Origin of the sequence: Nonomuraea muscovyensis (assembly GCF_014207745.1) — a bacterium.
GTDB classification, from domain to species: Bacteria; Actinomycetota; Actinomycetes; order Streptosporangiales; family Streptosporangiaceae; genus Nonomuraea; species Nonomuraea muscovyensis.
Genome location: NZ_JACHJB010000001.1, coordinates 2,704,237 through 2,721,196 on the forward strand (window position 1 = coordinate 2,704,237; position 16,960 = coordinate 2,721,196).

General features: G+C 69.4%; 15 protein-coding genes. 6 read left to right on the forward strand and 9 right to left on the reverse strand.

Annotated features, from left to right (window positions below):
- Nucleotides 1–60: 60 nt before the first annotated feature.
- Entirely contained in the window at nucleotides 61–1,104 is a 1,044-nt protein-coding gene (locus FHU36_RS12790) for a threonine aldolase family protein (protein ID WP_185083927.1), read from the forward strand.
- Between the two features lie 1,173 nt (nucleotides 1,105–2,277).
- Here the strand turns inward: FHU36_RS12790 and FHU36_RS12795 are convergent.
- From FHU36_RS12795 to rpmH, 9 genes are all read right to left on the reverse strand, one after another.
- On the reverse strand, nucleotides 2,278–3,243 hold the full coding sequence (locus FHU36_RS12795; protein ID WP_185083928.1) for a ParB/RepB/Spo0J family partition protein: 966 nt from the start codon (nucleotides 3,241–3,243) through the stop codon (nucleotides 2,278–2,280).
- A gap of 481 nt (nucleotides 3,244–3,724) precedes the next feature.
- Nucleotides 3,725–4,477 carry a DinB family protein gene (locus FHU36_RS12800; protein WP_221495860.1) on the reverse strand — a complete coding sequence of 251 codons (753 nt, stop codon included), beginning with the start codon at nucleotides 4,475–4,477 and terminating at the stop codon, nucleotides 3,725–3,727.
- A gap of 592 nt (nucleotides 4,478–5,069) precedes the next feature.
- Nucleotides 5,070–5,999, reverse strand: a complete 930-nt coding sequence (locus FHU36_RS12805) for a ParA family protein (RefSeq protein WP_221495861.1) — start codon at nucleotides 5,997–5,999, stop codon at nucleotides 5,070–5,072.
- A gap of 137 nt (nucleotides 6,000–6,136) precedes the next feature.
- A complete protein-coding gene (gene rsmG / locus FHU36_RS12810) occupies nucleotides 6,137–6,808 on the reverse strand; it encodes a 16S rRNA (guanine(527)-N(7))-methyltransferase RsmG (protein ID WP_185083930.1) in 672 nt (223 codons plus the stop codon).
- A gap of 502 nt (nucleotides 6,809–7,310) precedes the next feature.
- Entirely contained in the window at nucleotides 7,311–7,799 is a 489-nt protein-coding gene (locus FHU36_RS12815) for a Jag family protein (protein ID WP_185084777.1), read from the reverse strand.
- 20 nt (nucleotides 7,800–7,819) lie between these two features.
- A complete protein-coding gene (gene yidC, locus FHU36_RS12820) occupies nucleotides 7,820–8,770 on the reverse strand; it encodes a membrane protein insertase YidC (RefSeq protein ID WP_185083931.1) in 951 nt (316 codons plus the stop codon).
- 4 nt (nucleotides 8,771–8,774) lie between these two features.
- Entirely contained in the window at nucleotides 8,775–9,032 is a 258-nt protein-coding gene (yidD, locus tag FHU36_RS12825; RefSeq protein WP_185084778.1) for a membrane protein insertion efficiency factor YidD, read from the reverse strand.
- 17 nt (nucleotides 9,033–9,049) lie between these two features.
- A complete protein-coding gene (gene rnpA / locus FHU36_RS12830; RefSeq protein WP_185083932.1) occupies nucleotides 9,050–9,412 on the reverse strand; it encodes a ribonuclease P protein component in 363 nt (120 codons plus the stop codon).
- Nucleotides 9,413–9,486: 74 nt separating this feature from the next.
- On the reverse strand, nucleotides 9,487–9,624 hold the full coding sequence (gene rpmH / locus FHU36_RS12835; protein ID WP_043614899.1) for a 50S ribosomal protein L34: 138 nt from the start codon (nucleotides 9,622–9,624) through the stop codon (nucleotides 9,487–9,489).
- Nucleotides 9,625–10,107: 483 nt separating this feature from the next.
- Between rpmH and dnaA the strand changes: the two genes are divergently transcribed.
- The 5 genes from dnaA to FHU36_RS12860 all read left to right on the forward strand — a co-directional run bounded on the left by dnaA (nucleotide 10,108) and on the right by FHU36_RS12860 (nucleotide 16,285).
- On the forward strand, nucleotides 10,108–11,679 hold the full coding sequence (gene dnaA, locus FHU36_RS12840; RefSeq protein ID WP_185083933.1) for a chromosomal replication initiator protein DnaA: 1,572 nt from the start codon (nucleotides 10,108–10,110) through the stop codon (nucleotides 11,677–11,679).
- A gap of 521 nt (nucleotides 11,680–12,200) precedes the next feature.
- Nucleotides 12,201–13,340 carry a DNA polymerase III subunit beta gene (dnaN, locus tag FHU36_RS12845; protein WP_185084779.1) on the forward strand — a complete coding sequence of 380 codons (1,140 nt, stop codon included), beginning with the start codon at nucleotides 12,201–12,203 and terminating at the stop codon, nucleotides 13,338–13,340.
- A 74-nt stretch (nucleotides 13,341–13,414) separates the two neighbouring features.
- A complete protein-coding gene (gene gnd / locus FHU36_RS12850) occupies nucleotides 13,415–14,356 on the forward strand; it encodes a phosphogluconate dehydrogenase (NAD(+)-dependent, decarboxylating) (RefSeq protein ID WP_185083934.1) in 942 nt (313 codons plus the stop codon).
- A 209-nt stretch (nucleotides 14,357–14,565) separates the two neighbouring features.
- Nucleotides 14,566–15,798: a DNA replication/repair protein RecF gene (recF, locus tag FHU36_RS12855; protein WP_185083935.1), complete on the forward strand. Its 1,233-nt coding sequence runs from the start codon at nucleotides 14,566–14,568 to the stop codon at nucleotides 15,796–15,798.
- Nucleotides 15,788–16,285, forward strand: a complete 498-nt coding sequence (locus FHU36_RS12860; protein WP_312891553.1) for a DciA family protein — start codon at nucleotides 15,788–15,790, stop codon at nucleotides 16,283–16,285. Before recF ends, FHU36_RS12860 begins: the two co-directional genes overlap by 11 nt.
- Nucleotides 16,286–16,960 lie beyond the last annotated feature (675 nt).

Below are 16,960 nucleotides of genomic sequence, written 5' to 3' on the forward strand. Positions count from 1 at the left end.
CATGACGCGCCCCCTGCTCCGGCCGACCGGGCGCGTACGACCGCTCAGTAGCCTGGCGGTGTGCCGATCGAATCCAGGTATCCCAAGAGCTTCGCCAGTGACAACCACGCCGGAGTGCACCCGGACGTCCTCGACGCCATGACGGCGGCCAACCACGGCGACGCCCCGGCGTACGGGGACGACAGATGGACGGCGACCTTCGAGCGCCGCGTCAAGGAGGTCTTCGGGGACGCGGCGGAAGGCTTCGCGGTGCTCAACGGAGCCGGCGCGAACATGGTCGGCCTGGCGCTCATGCTCGGCCGGTACGACGCCATCATCTGTCCGGACACCGCCCACATCGCCACCCACGAGGCCGGAGCGGCGGAGCGGCTGCTCGGCGTCAAGCTCATCACCGTCCCCACCGAGGACGGCAAGCTGAGGCCGGGTGACATCACCAGCCGCCTGGGCGGCCTGGGCAACCACCACGAGTCGCAGCCCAGCGTCGTCTCGGTGTCGCAGGTCACCGAGCTGGGCACCTGCTACTCCCCCGCCGAGCTGGCGGCACTCGCCCAGGCGGCCCACGACGCCGGGATGCGGCTGCACGTGGACGGCGCACGGCTGGCCAACGCCGCCGCCCACCTGTCCTGCGGCCTGCGTACGATCACCACGGACGTGGGCGTCGACGTCTTCAGCTTCGGCGGCACCAAGAACGGCGCGCTGGCCGCCGAGGCCGTGGTCGTTCTCGACGGCTCACTCGTCACCGGCGTGCCCTTCCTGCGCAGGCAGTCCCTCCAGCTCGCCTCGAAGATGCGCTTCATCTCGGCGCAACTCTCCGCGCTGCTCGCCGACGACCTCTGGCGGCGCAACGCCGCTCACGCCAACGACATGGCCGCCCGTCTCGCGGCGGGAGTCGCCGACGTACCAGGCGTACGGATCGCCTACCCCGTCGAGTCGAACGCCGTCTTCGTCGCCCTGCCTCCCGCCGTGGCCGCCACGTTGAAGGAGCGCTACCTCTTCCACTACTGGGACGAGGACGCCTGCGTCGTCCGCTGGATGACGGCCTTCGACACGACACCGGAACAGGTGGACCACCTGGTGGACGACCTCCGCAAGGTCTCCACCTGACCGCTCCCGGGCACGGTTTCACGTGAAACATCGACCCCAAGCAACGAACACCAAGCCGTCGCCCCGACGACTCACCCCTCGCCGCCCACCACCCCCAGCCGGAGGGGCGACCACCAACGACGACCGGGCCGGCGTGCAGCCGGTCTCCGGCGATGGACGGCGGCCGGCTCGGCGGCCGGTGGCGGCGGCCACCGACCTGGGGCCATTAGCCCGATCCGACAACCTGGGACTGCGAACCAGCAACCGAGGGCCGACGGCCAGGGACAAGCAGCCGGGGGCCGGGGACCGCGGGCCGCGAGTCGGGGGGCCGCGGGCCGAGGGTCGGGGACCGGAGACCAGCGGCCAGGGACAAGCAGCCGGAGGCAGCCAGGGACCGCGGGCCAGGGGCCGCGAGTCGGGGGGCCGCGAGTCGGGGGGCCGCGGGCCGAGGGTCGGGGACCGGAGACCAGCGGCCAGGGACAAGCAGCCGGAGGCAGCCAGGGACCGCGGGCCGGGGGCCGAGGGTCGCGGGTCGCAGGTCGGGGGGCCGCGAGTCGGGAGACCGTGGGTCAGGGGACCGCGGGTCAGGGGACCGGGGCCGGGGCGGACGGCCGGACGGGTGGATGGGCGTCGAGTGACTGGCGGACGACGGACGACTGTGCGCATCGTTCGACGAACGAATGCCGAACGAGCGAGAGACGACGGCGCGCTCCGGACGAACACCGAATGACGCCGACGGGCGGGCGACCACGACTTCTCTGGAGACGGGTGACCGGTCGCGGATGACACGCAAACACCGACAAGGCGACCGCCGAACGACGCCTGGCGGCGGATATCAGGGCAGCAACAGACGGCGGGTAGCGCGCGGCGGGCAGCAAACGGTGGGCGGCTGGCCGGGAGCGTGAGCGATGGGCGGCGTGCGTGAGCGGTGGGTGGATGCCGAGTGGGCGATGAACGACCGGGGTGAGAGCCGGCCGCAGGCAGGGGTCGCCAGTTGCCTCTACCGAAAGCCACCCGAAGGTTCGACGGTGTCAGCGATGTTTCACGTGAAACAGGCAGGGAGGACCGTAACTGGCTGACATGAGGAAGAGGACACAGGCGCGCGGAGGGTGTGAGGCAGGGGGCGCGGGCGTCGCTGGTCAGTGTGAAACGGAAGGCAGTCGTGACTGCGTGGTTTCACGTGAAACATTGCGGCTACTCGACGGGCTCCCGCATGGCTCGGGCGGCCTCGGGTGCCATGGTGCCGATGATGCGCTCCAGGTCGTCGATGGTGGCGAACTCCACCACGATGCGCCCCTTTCGCCGGCCCAGGTCCACCTTCACCTTGGTCTCGAAGTGGTCCGACAGGCGGTCCGCCAGGTGGGTGAGGCCGGGCGCGGTGGGCCTGTTGGGTCGCCGTTCGCGCTGCGGCTTCTGCGCCGCCGCTGCCTGAGCACTGCCGAGGGCGACGATCTCCTCGACGGCCCTGACTGACAGGAGTTCGGCGACAACGCGCTTGGCGAGCTGGATCTGCTCCTCGGGGCTGTCGAGCCGGAGGATGGCGCGGGCGTGACCGGCGCTCACGGTGCCGGCGGCTACGGAGAGCTGGACCTCGGGCGGGAGGTTGAGCAGGCGAAGGGTGTTGGTGATGTGGGAGCGGGAGCGGCCGACCTTCTGCGCGAGCTGATCGTGGGTGGCCTGGAAGTCATCGAGCAGTTGCTGGTAAGCGGCCGCCTCCTCCAGCGCGTTGAGCTGCTCGCGCTGGAGGTTCTCGATGAGGGCGTCACGGAGGAGGTCGTCGTCCTGGGTGTTGCGGACGATCGCCGGAACGGCGTCCAGCCCGGCCTGCTTGCTCGCCCGCCAGCGGCGCTCCCCCATGATCAGCTCGTACTGCCCGCCCCCGACCGGACGCACCACGATCGGCTGCAGAAGGCCGACCTCACGGATGGAGGCCGCGAGCTCGTCCAGTCGCTCCTCGTCGAAGACATCACGCGGCTGGCGCGGGTTCGGCACGATGGCGGCGAGAGGGACCTCCTTGAAGTACGCCCCGGCGATCGGCTTGAGGCCTGACTCCGCAGCCGAGCCTTCGACAGGGGATGCCGTCCCCGTGCCGTCAACAATGGGGCCGGTCGGGATGAGTGCCCCGAGCCCCTTGCCCAATCCCCGCCGCTGCTGACTCACTGCGTCTCCTCATCCACCCCGGCCGATTCCGGTCACTCCAGGAGAGGTTACCGTCGTGAACGCAACCGGGTGCCGCCTCGCCACACGGGCTTGTGTCGGATTTACACCACGACGCCATAGCCACACCCCGCACAGGCCATTCCCACCCCGTTCGGGCGGCGAGTCGCAGAGCCCAAAGCACACGAAACCAGCCCGGAGTCACGTCCGCGTCGACGCACCCGCTAAAGAGACGTGCCGATGCGCAGCCGGACCAGCAGCACGACGCGCAGGCGTACCGGCATATGTAAGCGATCACCAGGAAATCCTGGTCGGCGGACATACTGTTCCAGACAGGCGGCCAGATGACTCCTGGTAGACGGTCACCAGAGATCCCGGCTGGCAGTCTCGGATGCCGGTTTGCGAGCACTGCGCCCGCTTGAGGTCTTCCAACTCTGCCCTCGTAGCGCCGCCCGGGCCGGTGAACGGACGTCATCAGCTGTAGTCAGCGCGCTTCGAGTACCGCGATGTCGCGCACCATGTAGCGGCGATGCTCGCACTCCTCCTCCATCACCACGCGCAGGCAACTCCCGACCGAGCGCGGTTCCTCGGGATGGCCGGGCGCAGGTGCGCGCGTGCACATCCGTGCAAGATCGGTGTCGGTGAGGCCGTCGACAATGCCGCGCACCAGCGCCACGCGATCGGCGCGCGCCTCCATCACTGCTGCGTACGACGGGCGCGCATCAAGGTCTATGCCGATTGCCGCCGCGTCCGCGGGCGGATAACCGGTGTGTGTGAGACCGAACCGGTGGAACGGCATTGGCTCGTCGAGGATGGTCCGGCTTGCCCAGGCGTCGGTGGCGAAGATCAGGTGGCGAAGCGTCTCGACGAAGGACCACTCGCCGTCGACCCGTTCGTGGCGAGCCGATTCTGGCAGCCTCTCCGCGTGGGCGACCGTCTCCAGCCAGAGCCGTTCGACTGTGTTCCACATCGCGCGGAAGTCATCGGCTGTCCGCATCGCTCGCAGTTGTACGCGCTCGGGATGTCGCCGGTCGAGCTCGGCCTCGACGAAGGGGGTGACGTCCACGTCGTTGACGAGGAAGTTGTGCACGTCTCCGGACACGCTGACGTCCACGAGCACGGAGTCGACGATCTTAATCTGGCGCATGTCGCAGTCGCGGAATTTCGCGGCCGCGAAGGTGGCGCTCGTGAAGCTCGCACCACGGAACGCGTCGGTATTGTCGTACTGCATTGTCATCGGGCCATTGTGCCCGTACCGACTGTGACGGTACAGCGTCGATGGCGGCCTCCGCACGCTCCGAGAGTCGCCCTCGGCCCCGCCACGAACAGCCGTCGTACGAACGCGAAGCGCATGGCGAACCGATCCCGCCACTGGCCACGGAACCGCGGACTTCATGGCCGCCCGTCCGGAGAACTGGTGTCCGCGTATCTGGACTTCTCGATGTCCGTTCACAACATACCGGCAGGCCCCTCAATCAGGGGTCGACGTGCAGGGGGCCCGCAATCAGGCGGATCGACGTGCAGGCGGGCCAACGTACAGGCGGGCCGGAAGGCAGGTGCCCGAGACTCCCGATGCAGCTGAGCACGCTCACTCAGGCGATCTGCGACCGGCGGGCCCCCGGGAAACGCAACGTGTCGGTCAGTAGGAATGCCGCTGGGCGTACGGCACGTGACCGCGGCGTCTCCCGGCGGTTGGTTCAGCACATGACCGCAGCGCGCTCCAAGGGCCTGTCCAGGACATGCGGGCAGCGCTCCCCCGGAAAGCCGCGCCCCAGCAGCCGGCGCGGTGCAGGCGGACGACGTCCGCCGGTCAACCCGGGCCGCCCTGTTCAGACCAGGGCGCGGTGGGCGATCTCGCGGGCCGCGTCCATGTACGCCATCGCGCCGCTCGAACCCGGGTCGTACGTCATGACCGACTGCCCGTAGCTCGGCGCCTCCGACAGGCGGACGCTGCGCGGGATCACCGTGTTCAGCACCGTCTCGCCGAAGTGCGCCCGGACCTCCTCGGCCACCTGGGACGCCAGCCGCGTACGGCCGTCGTACATGGTGAGGACGATCGTGGACAGGCGGAGCGTCGGGTTGAGGTGTGCCTTGATGAGATCGACGTTGCGCAGGAGCTGCCCCAGGCCCTCCAGCGCGTAGTACTCGCACTGGATGGGGATCATGACCTCGTCCGCGGCCACCAGCGCGTTGACCGTGAGCAGCCCGAGCGACGGCGGGCAGTCGATGATGATGTAGTCGAGTTCGGCGCTGTACGCGCTGAACGCCCGGCGTAGCCGCGCTTCGCGGGCGACGAGCGACACCAGCTCGATCTCCGCGCCGGCCAGGTCGATCGTCGCGGGGGCACAGTAGAGGCCCGGCATCTCGGGCACCTGCTTGACGATGTCAGCCAAGGGAAGATCGTCGACCAGCACCTGGTAGACGTCCGGGACATCGCCACGGTGTTCGGTGGCCAGCGCAGTGGAGGCGTTGCCCTGGGGGTCCAGATCGACCACGAGCACCCGCTGGCCGTTCATCGACAGGGCGGCGGCGATGTTGACGGAGGTGGTGGTCTTGCCCACCCCGCCCTTCTGGTTGGCAACGGCGATCACTCTGCACTTGGCCGGCCTCGGCCAGCCACCCTCGCCACCACCGGACGTCTCCCCCGCCTGGGCGGCCGCCTGAGTCGCAGATGTTTCACGTGAAACCACAGAGCTGAGTGCCTCTCGTACCAAGGGTGAATCGCCGGGGTTCAGTGGGGTCTGGGTCACGATCGCCATCCTTTCAACCAGAGGCCTGCCGGGGTCGGGAATTGGCCGTCGCGACACGCCCATTTCAGGCCAGCCAACACCCGAGGGACTCTCGGACGGAGGCTCACCAGGCCAGCCAAGACCGCTTGACGCGACTGGCACAACCGTCACCTCCTTCGTCGCCGCCTACCGGCCTCCGGCGCGCGACCCGCCACCACCCGAACCAATGTTGCGGGCGGCTCGACCTTACCGCGCCCGACGGTGACAAGCTCGGCCGTCTTCGCTCCGCTCGCACGTAGCTGGGGTTCGGCCTCGGCGAGTTCTTCGGCGGCGCGCTCCCCCTTCATGGCGATCAGCTCGCCGCCCTCGCGAAGCAGCGGCATGGCCCACGTCAGCAACCGGTCGAGCGGGGCGACGGCACGGGCGCTGGCGACGTCGAACAGGCGTTTGCCGGCCAGCTCCTCCGCCCGGCCGCGCAGCACCTCGACGTTCTCCAGCTTGAGCACGTCGACGCACTCCTCCAGGAACACGGTACGGCGCAGCAACGGCTCCAGCAGCGTGACCCTGATGTCCGGCCGTACGATCGCGAGCACCAGGCCGGGCAGGCCGGCGCCCGAGCCGATGTCGACCAGGTGCGCGTCCTGCGGGACGGCCTCGGCGACGACGGCGCAGTTGAGCAGGTGGCGGTCCCAGATGCGCGGCACCTCGCGTGGACCCAGCAGCCCGCGGACGACCCCTGCTCCGGCCAGGAGCCCGGCGAAGGCGTTCGCTCGCTCCCACGCCTCGCCGGTGAAGACGTCCCGTGCGATGTCCGGCGGAGCAGGTAGCTCGTCGCTCACTGGTCGATGGCCTTTCTCGGGTACGTGGTCGCTGGTGGTGCTCGCCGTCGCGGTGCCGACGGGGTTCGGGCTGGCGGGTTCGGGCTGGGGCGGCGTCCGGCCCTTGGCGGCCGGGGGCTGGTGGTCGGGGGCCGCGTCCCGTTCAAGGCGGCCCGGGACGGCGTCCCCCTCAAGGCTAGGGCGTGGGGCGGCGGATGATGACCAGTGGGGGCCGCCCACCCGTCCGCGGCACTGGGCACCCGCGTCGCTCCGTCATGATGTACCCCTTTTCTTCGCGAAGTGCCCTCGGCTCGTCGGCCCGAAGCGGCGAGTGCGTGTTCCCCCAACGGGCCTCACCTTCCGTCTGAGCCGTGCGCTCCGCCGGCGACACGGGGCTCGCCGCCAACCGAAGGTGCACGTCGGCCTCCACCCCGGCGCACGAAAGCACCTCTGTCGTACGAAAACGGCCGCCAGTCCCGGGCACCGGGGCTGACGGCCGTTCGCGTGGGATCACCCCAGCGGGTCAGGCGGGGAGGACCACCACATAACGCTGGGGCTCCTCGCCCTCGGACTCGCTCTGGAGCCCGGCGGCGGCCACCGCGTCGTGGACGATCTTGCGCTCGAAGGGGGTCATGGGCTTGAGCGACTTGGGCTCGCCCTTGTCCCTGACCTGTTCGGCGACCTCGGTGCCGAGCTTGGTGAGCTCGGCGCGCCGCCGTTCGCGGTAGCCCGCGACGTCGAGCATGAGCCGCGACCGCTCCCCCGTCTGCCGGTGGACGGCCAGCCGGGTCAGCTCCTGGAGCGCTTCGAGCACCTCGCCGCCGGGGCCGACCAGCTCGTTGCCCCTGACACCGACGACGGAGACGAGCGCACGGTCGCCCTCGACGTCCATGTCGATGTCGCCGTCGATGTCGGCGATGTCGAGAAGCCCCTCGACGTAGTCGGCCGCGATCTCACCCTCTTGCTCGAGGGCGTTGAGATCAGGAGCCTTGTCCTGCTCGGCCTCGGTCATGGCCGGCCTCTCCTTCGTGTTCACGACTTCTTGCTGCCGGTGCGCTTGCTGCGGGGCTGGCGGCTGGGCTGCTGCCTGACGATCTTAGGCTCCGGCGGAGGGGGAGGCGCCTGCTCCTCGGGGGTGGTGCCGCGAATCTTGGCCAACAGGCCGGGCTTGGACTTGGCGGGGATCACGTTGCCCTTGGCGTCGTACTCGGGCATCGGGTGCCGGCTGTAGAACCAGTGCTGCTGGCCGAGCGTCCACACGTTGGTGGTCACCCAGTAGAGGATCAGGCCGAGCGGGAAGTTCAGGCTGAAGAAGGCGAACAGCGGAGAGATGTACATCAGGATCTTCTGCTGCTGCGCCATGGGGTTGTCCGGCATCTGGGCCATGGAGCGGGTGACGCTCTGCCGGACGGTGAGGAACGTTGTCAGCGAGCTGATGGCCACGAAAATGGCCAGCACGATCTTCGTCTGAACGACGCCGGCGTCGAAGCCCTCGATGTCGGCCGACGACATGAAGAAGTTGGCCGGGAGCGGCGCGCCGAAGATGTGGGCCTTGCGGGCGCTGTCGACGAGCTCCTGCGTCATCCCCCACTTGGCCTGGCCGTTGGCCATGGCCTGCAGCACGGTGAACATCGAGATGAAGATCGGAAACTGCGCCACGATGGGCAGGCACCCGCCGAGGGGGTTGGCGCCGGCGCCCTGGTACAGCGCCATGACCTCCTGGTTCATGCGCTGCTTGTCGTTCTTGTAGCGCTTGCGCAGATCCGCGACCTTGGGGGCGAGCTCCTGCATCTTCCGCGACGAGCGCATCTGCTTGAGGAACAGCGGGAAGATGAGGATCCGCATGAACGCGGTCAGCGTGATGATCGTCAGCGCCCAGGTCAGGCCGCCGTCCGGGTTCAGGAACGTGCTGAAGCCGGTATGGATCCAGATGATGACTTGGGCGACGGCTGCATAGAGCCAGCTGAGCCAGGACAGCTCCACCGAGCTATCTCCCTTGCAATTCGTGGGACCGAACCGGGCGTGGGGGCACCGGGTCTATACCTCCGGGATGGAATGGGTGGCACCGCCCGATGCGCCGGACAGTCAGCCAGGTGCCGCGCAGTGCTCCGTGTACGGCGATCGCCTCGAGCCCGTAGGCGCTGCACGACGGGTAGAACCGGCAGCGTGGACCGAGCATCGGGCTGATGAACGCCCGGTAGAACCGGATGGGGACGATGAGTGCCCGAGCGGCGAGGCTCGGCATCCCCTGCGGCTGCTCCGTCATCTGTGTCCATCCGTCGCGGACTCGCGCCGCCTCAGCAGACGATCCAACGCGAGGTCGAGCTCGGCGGCAAGGTGCTCGTATCGCGCTGACGCGGCCGGTGGATTGGCGCGTACCACAAGCAGGCTACCTCGCGGCAGCCGGTCGAGACGGTCTCGCATCAGGTGTCGAAGCCGACGCTTGACCTTGTTACGGACCACGGCGCCCCCTACGGCCCGGCTGACCACGAATCCGACTTGGGGCGCCTCTTCCCCGGAAACGTTGAGATGCACCACGAGAGCGGGACGACCTGCGCGTTTGCCGCGCTTGATGGCCGTCTGGAAATCCTCCCCGCGCCGCATGCGGGAATGTCGGGACAACACAGAAATTGCACCTTATGCGCCTATTGCCCGCCGGCGAATCTCACCGGCGGGCGGGGTTGTCTGGCGCAGGGCGATCAGGCCGACAGCTTCTCGCGGCCCTTACGGCGACGAGCGGCCAGGATGGCGCGACCGGCCCGGGTGCGCATCCGCAGCCGGAAGCCGTGGGTCTTCGCGCGGCGACGGTTGTTCGGCTGGAAAGTACGCTTGCTCACTGGTGGGCTCCAGGCTTGAAGGTGCGCCCAGGGGCGCTTCAACACACATGGCTGGCCTGCCAGGGAAGCGAGGGCACGCGAAATAGCCGTCGCGTGGCAAGCCGACCGTCGTACGTTACGGGGGAAGCGCCGTCGAGGTCAAACCGGCGCACTCCGTGCCCACCGCCCCGACCGCCGATCCGCGCGGTTGTCCACGTATCCACATGCGGGTTTTCCACCGCCTCCGCCGTGTCCACAGTATGTGCGCGCGGCTACCACTAGGCTGTGGACAACGTCTTGTACACAGGTGTGCACATGGCTACTGTCGGCCTCTTCAGGGCCACCCCCAGGCTGTGGAAATCCTGTGGATCTCCTGTGGATGCCGTGGGGGCGAAGCCCGGCAGCACACGGTGGACGGGCGGGGCCGATCGGCACACGGGCGGCGCCCGGTGTGGATAAACGATCGCGGGGGGCCGCGAAAAAGAAAGGAAGGGGAGCCGCGCCATGAACGCTGTCGACCTCGCCGCCGTCTGGTCGAGGGCGCTGGGCAACTTCCTCAACGAGAACGTGCCCGTCCAGCAGCGCACATGGCTGTCCATGGTCCGGCCGATCGCGCTGGCCGGCGACACGATCGTGCTGGGCGTCCCCAACGACTTCCTCAAGGACCTCATCGAGGGCAAGCTGCGCCCGCTCGTGGCCCACGCGCTGTCGCAGGAGCTGGGCAAGGCCATGAGGCTGGCCGTGATGATCGATACGACGGCCCCCGAGCAGCCCGCTCCGGATCCTCATCCACAACCTGTGGGTCAAGGTTATCCCCAGGGTCCCGAGCCCCAGCTGCGTTATGCACAGCCCACGTCTTCCCAGCATTTCCAGGCTTCCGAGCCCCCGCAGTTCTACTCTCCACAGGCCGAGCCGCCCTCGGTATCCACCGAATATCCACAGCCTGGCTTCTCCTTCGACCAGGCACAGCCCACTGTGGAGAAAGCGCCGGAGTCGACGCCGAACCGGTGGGAAGCGAAGAGCAACAAACCGAGCGAACCAGCCCGTCTCAACCAAAAATACACATTTGAGACATTCGTCATCGGGGCCAGCAACCGCTTCGCACACGCGGCGGCCGTCGCCGTGGCCGAATCCCCCGCGAAGGCGTACAACCCGCTCTTCATCTACGGCGACTCGGGACTGGGCAAGACGCACCTGCTGCACGCCATCGGGCACTACGCGCAGAGCCTGTACGACGGCGCCCGGGTGCGATACGTGAGCTCCGAGGAGTTCACCAACGACTTCATCAACAGCATCCGCGACCACAAGGCCGACGGCTTCCGCGGCCGCTACCGGGCGATCGACATCCTGCTCGTGGACGACATCCAGTTCCTGGAGGGCAAGGAACAGACGCAGGAGGAGTTCTTCCACACCTTCAACACCCTCCACAACGCCAACAAGCAGATCGTCATCTCCAGCGACCGCGCGCCCAAGCAGCTGATCACACTGGAGGACCGGCTGCGCAACCGGTTCGAGTGGGGGCTGATCACCGACGTCCAGCCGCCCGAGCTGGAGACCCGCATCGCGATCCTGCGCAAGAAGGCCATCCAGGAGGGCCTGGCCGCGCCGCCCGAGGTGCTCGAATACATCGCCAGCCGCATCTCCACCAACATCCGCGAGCTGGAGGGCGCCCTGATCAGGGTGACGGCGTTCGCCAGCCTCAACCGCCAGGGTGTGGACCTGCAACTCGCCGAGGTGGTGCTCAAGGACCTGATCACCTCGGAGTCGGGCGCCGAGATCACGATCGCCACGATCATGGCGAAGACGGCCGAGTACTTCGGCATCAGCATCGACGACCTGTGCGGCAGCTCGCGCAGCCGGGCGCTCGTCAACGCCCGGCAGATCGCGATGTACCTCGCACGCGAGCTGACCGAGCTGTCGCTGCCGAAGATCGGCCAGCAGTTCGGCGGCCGCGACCACACGACGGTGATGCACGCCGAACGCAAGATCCGGTCACTCATCGCCGAGCGCCGGTCGATGTACAACCAGGTCAACGAGCTGACAATGCGGATCAAGCAGACAACTCGCGGGTCCTGATTGTTATGCACAGCCTGTGGATAACACTGTGGACCAGGGGAAACGCGCGCGGACGGCCGATCCGCGCCCCACAATGCCCGGAAATTTCGCCCACAGGGCCTGGGGATAAAGGTGGGGACATCCTGCGGAAAACCTGGGGACATCCGGTGGATGACTTGTGGACGCCCTGTGCACAGTCGTCAGAGGGCCGTCCGAGAGGGCGTTTACCCCGTGGATAACCGGTGGAAAGCCAGTGGATAACCAGTGGATGAACGGCCCATGATCTGGGGACGGCCTGTGTGCAACGGATCGTCATCCCCAGGCGGCGAAGTTGTCCCCAGCCGTCACCCACACGGGCAGTGGATAAAAACAGCGGGCCTGACCTGCGGAAACACTGGTTATCCACAGTATCCACAGATCCTAGTGTGATGACCACTTATCTCTCTTACAAAGAACTCAAGACCCATAGAGGGGTTCGCCCGGACCCGAGGCTCGGGAGGGGCGAAACTTGAAGCGACAACGAGCTCAGGAGGCTGATGACCGTGATGTTCCGAATCGAGCGAGACGTCCTCGCTGAGGCGGTGGCATGGACGGCACGCAGCCTGCCCGCCCGCCCGTCCGTGCCGGTCCTCGCCGGCATGCGCCTGGAGGTCACCGACGAGCAGCGGCTGAAGCTGTCCGGCTTCGACTACGAGGTCTCGGCCGAGGTGACGCTCGAACTCCACACGGGCGAGCCCGGAGTCGTCCTCGTCTCCGGCAAGCTCCTCGCCGAGATCACCCGCGCGCTTCCCGCACAGCCTGTGGACCTCGTCGTCGAGGGCGCCAAGGCGGTCGTCACCTGTGGCAGCGCCCGGTTCACCCTGCTGACCATGCCTGTGGAGGACTACCCGTCGCTGCCGGTCATGCCGCCGGCCGCCGGCCGGGTGGGCAGCGACGTCTTCGCCTCCGCCGTCGGCCAGGTCGCCGTCGCCGCGGGCCGCGACGACACGCTGCCCATGCTCACCGGCGTACGGATGGAGATCGAGGGCGAGGTGGTCACCCTCGCCGCGACCGACCGCTACCGCCTGGCCGTGCGCGAGCTGCGCTGGCAGCCCGGCCAGCCCGACTTCTCGGCCGTCGCGATGATCCCCGGCAAGACGCTCGCCGACACGGCCAAGGCCCTCGGCTCGACCGGCGCCGAGGTGGAGATCGCCCTCAGCTCCGTGGGCGGCACCGGCGAAGGCATGATCGGTTTCTCCAGCGCCGGGCGGCGCACCACCACGCGGCTGCTCGACCCCGAGTTCCCCAAGTACCGCTCGCTGCTCCCCACCGAGTTCTCCGCCCGCGCCGACCTGTCCACAGGCCCGTTCGTCGAGGCGGTCAAGCGCGTGGCCCTGGTCGCCGAGCGCAACACCCCCGTACGCCTGGCGTTCAGGGACGGCGAGGTCGTCCTCGAGGCCGGCAGCGGCGACGAGGCGCAGGCCGTCGAGGTGCTGCCGGTGGACTACGAGGGCGAGGAGATGAACATCGCCTTCAACCACCAGTTCCTGCTCGAAGGGCTGGGCGCCATCGACTCCGACGTCGCCCGCCTGCAGATGACCACCTCCACCAAGCCCGCCATCCTCACCGGAGGCAAGCCTGTGGAGGACGGCGGCGCCCCCGACTACCGCTACCTGATCATGCCGATCCGTCTGTCAGGCTGAAAGAGCCATCAGGGATGATGAAAGCCTGACAAGGGGGGTAGATCACCCTGCAGCTCACGAGGGGGTAGATCAGCATGCAGATCGGCATGATCGGGCTCGGCAAGATGGGCGGCAACATGGCCGAGCGGCTGCGCCGCGGCGGCCACGAGGTCGTGGGCTACGACCACCACCCGGAGCTCAGCGACGTGAGCAGCCTGAAAGAGCTGGTCGAACGGCTGGAGGCACCGCGTGCCGTGTGGGTGATGGTCCCGGCGGGCGAGGCCACCCAGCACACGATCGACGAGCTCGGGCGGCTGCTGAGCGAGGGTGACATCGTCGTGGACGGTGGCAACTCGCACTATGTGGACGACCAGCGGCACGCCGCCGAGCTGGCCGACAAGGGGATCTCCTTCGTCGACTGCGGGGTGAGCGGCGGCGTCTGGGGCCTGCAGAACGGCTATGCGCTCATGTGCGGCGGCGACAAGGCCTCCGTGGACCGCGTGATGCCGATCTTCGAGACGCTCAAGCCCGAGGGCGAGGACGGTTTCGTGCACGCCGGCGACGTCGGTGCCGGGCACTTCGCGAAGATGGTCCACAACGGCATCGAGTACGGCATGATGCAGGCCTTCGCGGAGGGCTGGGAGCTGCTGGAGGCGTCCGACGTCGTCAAGGACGTCAAGGGCTCGTTCGGAAGCTGGCGCACCGGCACGGTGATCCGCTCCTGGCTGCTCGACCTGCTGGTGCGCGCGCTGGAGGACGACGAGCACCTGGAGCGGCTGCGCGGTTACGCGCAGGACTCCGGCGAGGGCCGGTGGACCGTCCAGGCGGCCGTGGACCACGCCGTGCCGCTGCCGGTGATCACCGCCGCGCTGTACGCGAGGTTCGCCTCGCGCCAGGACGACTCGCCCGCGATGAAGGTGGTCGCCGCGCTGCGCAACCAGTTCGGCGGCCATGCGACGGCCTCGGCCGAGGGCTCCACGGGCAAGGGCGCCGACTCCCCCGGCGCGGACGTCACCCCGCCGCGCGAGGGGCGCTAGCGCCCGCTGCACGGCCGCCCGCGCGTCGCCTGCCGGGGACGCGCGGCACCCGTGCGACCACGGCGTCCACACCGCTCGTGGACAGCCTGTGGACGAGGGCTGGGGCGGCGGGCTCGTCGTACACGCCCCGCCGGCGAGCCGAGACTGGTTTTCCACATCCGGCTCGCCGGTTGCGCCGGTGACCTGCGTGGCCGACTAACCTTCGTGGGGTGCATGTCGCCCACCTGTCGCTGACCGACTTCCGGTCCTACGCCTCCGTGGAGCTCGGCCTGGAGCCGGGCGTCACGGCGTTCGTGGGGCCCAACGGCCAGGGCAAGACCAACCTGGTCGAGGCCCTCGGCTACGTCGCGACGCAGTCCAGCCACCGGGTGGCGACCGACGCGCCGCTCGTGCGGCAGGGCGCGAGCCGGGCGATCGTGCGCTGCGCCGTCCACAGGGACGACCGCCGGGCGCTGGTCGAGCTGGAGATCAATCCAGGCCGGGCCAACCGCGCGCGGCTCAACCGCTCCCCCGTCTCCCGGCCCCGCGACGTCATCGGGCTGCTGCGCACGGTCCTGTTCGCCCCCGAGGACCTGTCGCTGGCCAAGGGCGACCCGTCGGAGCGGCGCCGCTTCCTCGACGACCTGCTGGTGGCCAGGGCTCCCCGGTTCGCCGGCGTGCGGGCCGACTACGACCGGGTGCTCAAACAGCGCAGCGCGTTGCTGCGCACCGCCGCGCAGGCCCGGAGAGGCTCCAGGAGCACCCGTAGGGCCGAGGGCGACTCCGGGTTCGCGGCGGCGGGCGCGGGCGATGTGACGAGCACTCTGGAGGTCTGGGACGCCCATCTGGCGCGGCACGGCGCCGAGCTGTTGCGGGCCCGGCTCGATCTCGTCGAGGCGCTGCGGCCGCTGGTCGCCGGAGCCTACGCCGCGCTCGCCCCCACGAGCGCTCCCGCGAGCCTCGCCTATCGGAGCACGTTGTCCACAGGCGGGGACGCGGAGGAGGAAGAAATCCCCGGTGAGACGGGATCTTCCGATACACAGACGTTATCCACAGACTTGGGGAAAACCCTTGAAGAACGTCTGCGCGAGCGGCTATTGGAGGTCCGCCCGGCCGAGCTGGAGCGGGGCGTCACGCTCGTCGGACCCCACCGCGACGACCTGATCCTGGGCCTCGGCGACCTGCCCGCCCGCGGCTACGCCAGCCACGGCGAGTCGTGGTCGTTCGCGCTGGCGTTGCGCCTGGCGGCGTACGATCTGCTGCGCGCCGACGGCGGTGACCCGGTGCTCATCCTCGACGACGTCTTCGCCGAGCTCGACAGCCAGCGCCGCCGCCGCCTCGCCGAGATCGTGGCGCCGGCCGAGCAGGTGCTCATCACGGCCGCCGTGCCCGACGACGTGCCCCCAGAGCTGGAGGGGGCCCGGTTCGATGTCGCAGAGGGGAGAGTGACCCGTGTCCGCTGAAGACAACCCCACGGCCCGCGGGGCGGCCATGGCCAGGGAGAAGCTCGCCCAGGCCAAGGCCGACGCCGCCCGGCGCGGTCAGCTCCCCCGCCGCGAGCCGCGGCGCAGGGCGGCGGGGCCGCGCCGCGAGGGCGGCGATCCCCAGCTCTTCGGGCGGGCCATCATGGACCTGCTGGCCGACCGGGGCTGGGAGCGGCCGGCGGCCGTGGGCGGCGTGTTCGGTCGCTGGGCCGACATCGTCGGTCCCGACCTGGCCGCGCACACCAAGCCGGAGACGTTCGAGGACGGCGAGGTGATCGTCGTGGCCGACTCCACGGCGTGGGCCACCCAGGTGCGCCTGCTCGCGCGCACCCTGGTCCGCCGCCTCAACGAGGAACTCGGCGACGGCACGGTGACTCAGGTCCGGGTCCGCGGCCCCCAGTACGGGCCCCGCACGGGCGGCCTCCGGGTGAGGGGCAGCAAGGGCCCCGGCGACACCTACGGCTGACCCCCGGCACAGGTCGCTCCGTTGGGGCGGCTTTCCCGATCGACGTGGCACCCAGGGTGGCTCTCGTGCGGGCCGCGTCCAGCCCACGCACCGCGCGCCACCCGCGGGTGCGCGCGGGCCGTCCACAAGCGGTAGGCGAACCGTCCACAGGCTCGGCGGGACCCGTCCGGGCCGCGTCCTGGGAAGCGGCCGCCTTCCGCGCTCTCCGCCGGCCCCGTCAGTCTCGGGCATGCAGGCGTTCAGGCCGCGGCCCAGACGGAGCCGTCCACAGGCTGTGCGCGGGCCGTGCCGGCCGCGCGGGTGGCTCGCGGCCGGGGCGAGCCGCCGGGGCTCGCGGCGCCAGGGTTTCCGGACGCGACGGGCCCCGGTCCCACCGGCGGTGGGGCTCGGCGTTCTGTCGGTCGCGGGCCGTACCCTTCCACGGGCCGGACTGCGCGAGAACCGATCAGACAGCCGCAGACGCGATGACCCTCCTCCCGCGTGGGGGAAGGCTTACATGGGGGGGAAACGAGCGACAGGCCATTTCAGGCGCGTTCAATGCCACCACGGTGGCTGAGAGCCGGTAGAATGAAAGCGGATTCCGGACACGTCCGCTTGCGTGTCACCCCCGGCGCGCAATGTGACGCCGACTCCCCTGGGTGACCAGCGCAACGGGGCACTCACGACGGTGACGGG

Bases quoted from the DNA above. Each gene is read 5' to 3' on its own strand.
- gnd (WP_185083934.1), top strand. From the start codon at position 13,415: ATGCAGATCGGCATGATCGGGCTCGGCAAGATGGGCGGCAACATGGCC.
- yidD (WP_185084778.1), bottom strand. From the start codon at position 9,032: ATGCCGAGCCTCGCCGCTCGGGCACTCATCGTCCCCATCCGGTTCTAC.
- FHU36_RS12800 (WP_221495860.1), bottom strand. From the start codon at position 4,477: ATGACAATGCAGTACGACAATACCGACGCGTTCCGTGGTGCGAGCTTC.
- FHU36_RS12815 (WP_185084777.1), bottom strand. From the start codon at position 7,799: ATGACCGAGGCCGAGCAGGACAAGGCTCCTGATCTCAACGCCCTCGAG.
- dnaA (WP_185083933.1), top strand. From the start codon at position 10,108: ATGAACGCTGTCGACCTCGCCGCCGTCTGGTCGAGGGCGCTGGGCAAC.
- FHU36_RS12805 (WP_221495861.1), bottom strand. From the start codon at position 5,999: ATGGCGATCGTGACCCAGACCCCACTGAACCCCGGCGATTCACCCTTG.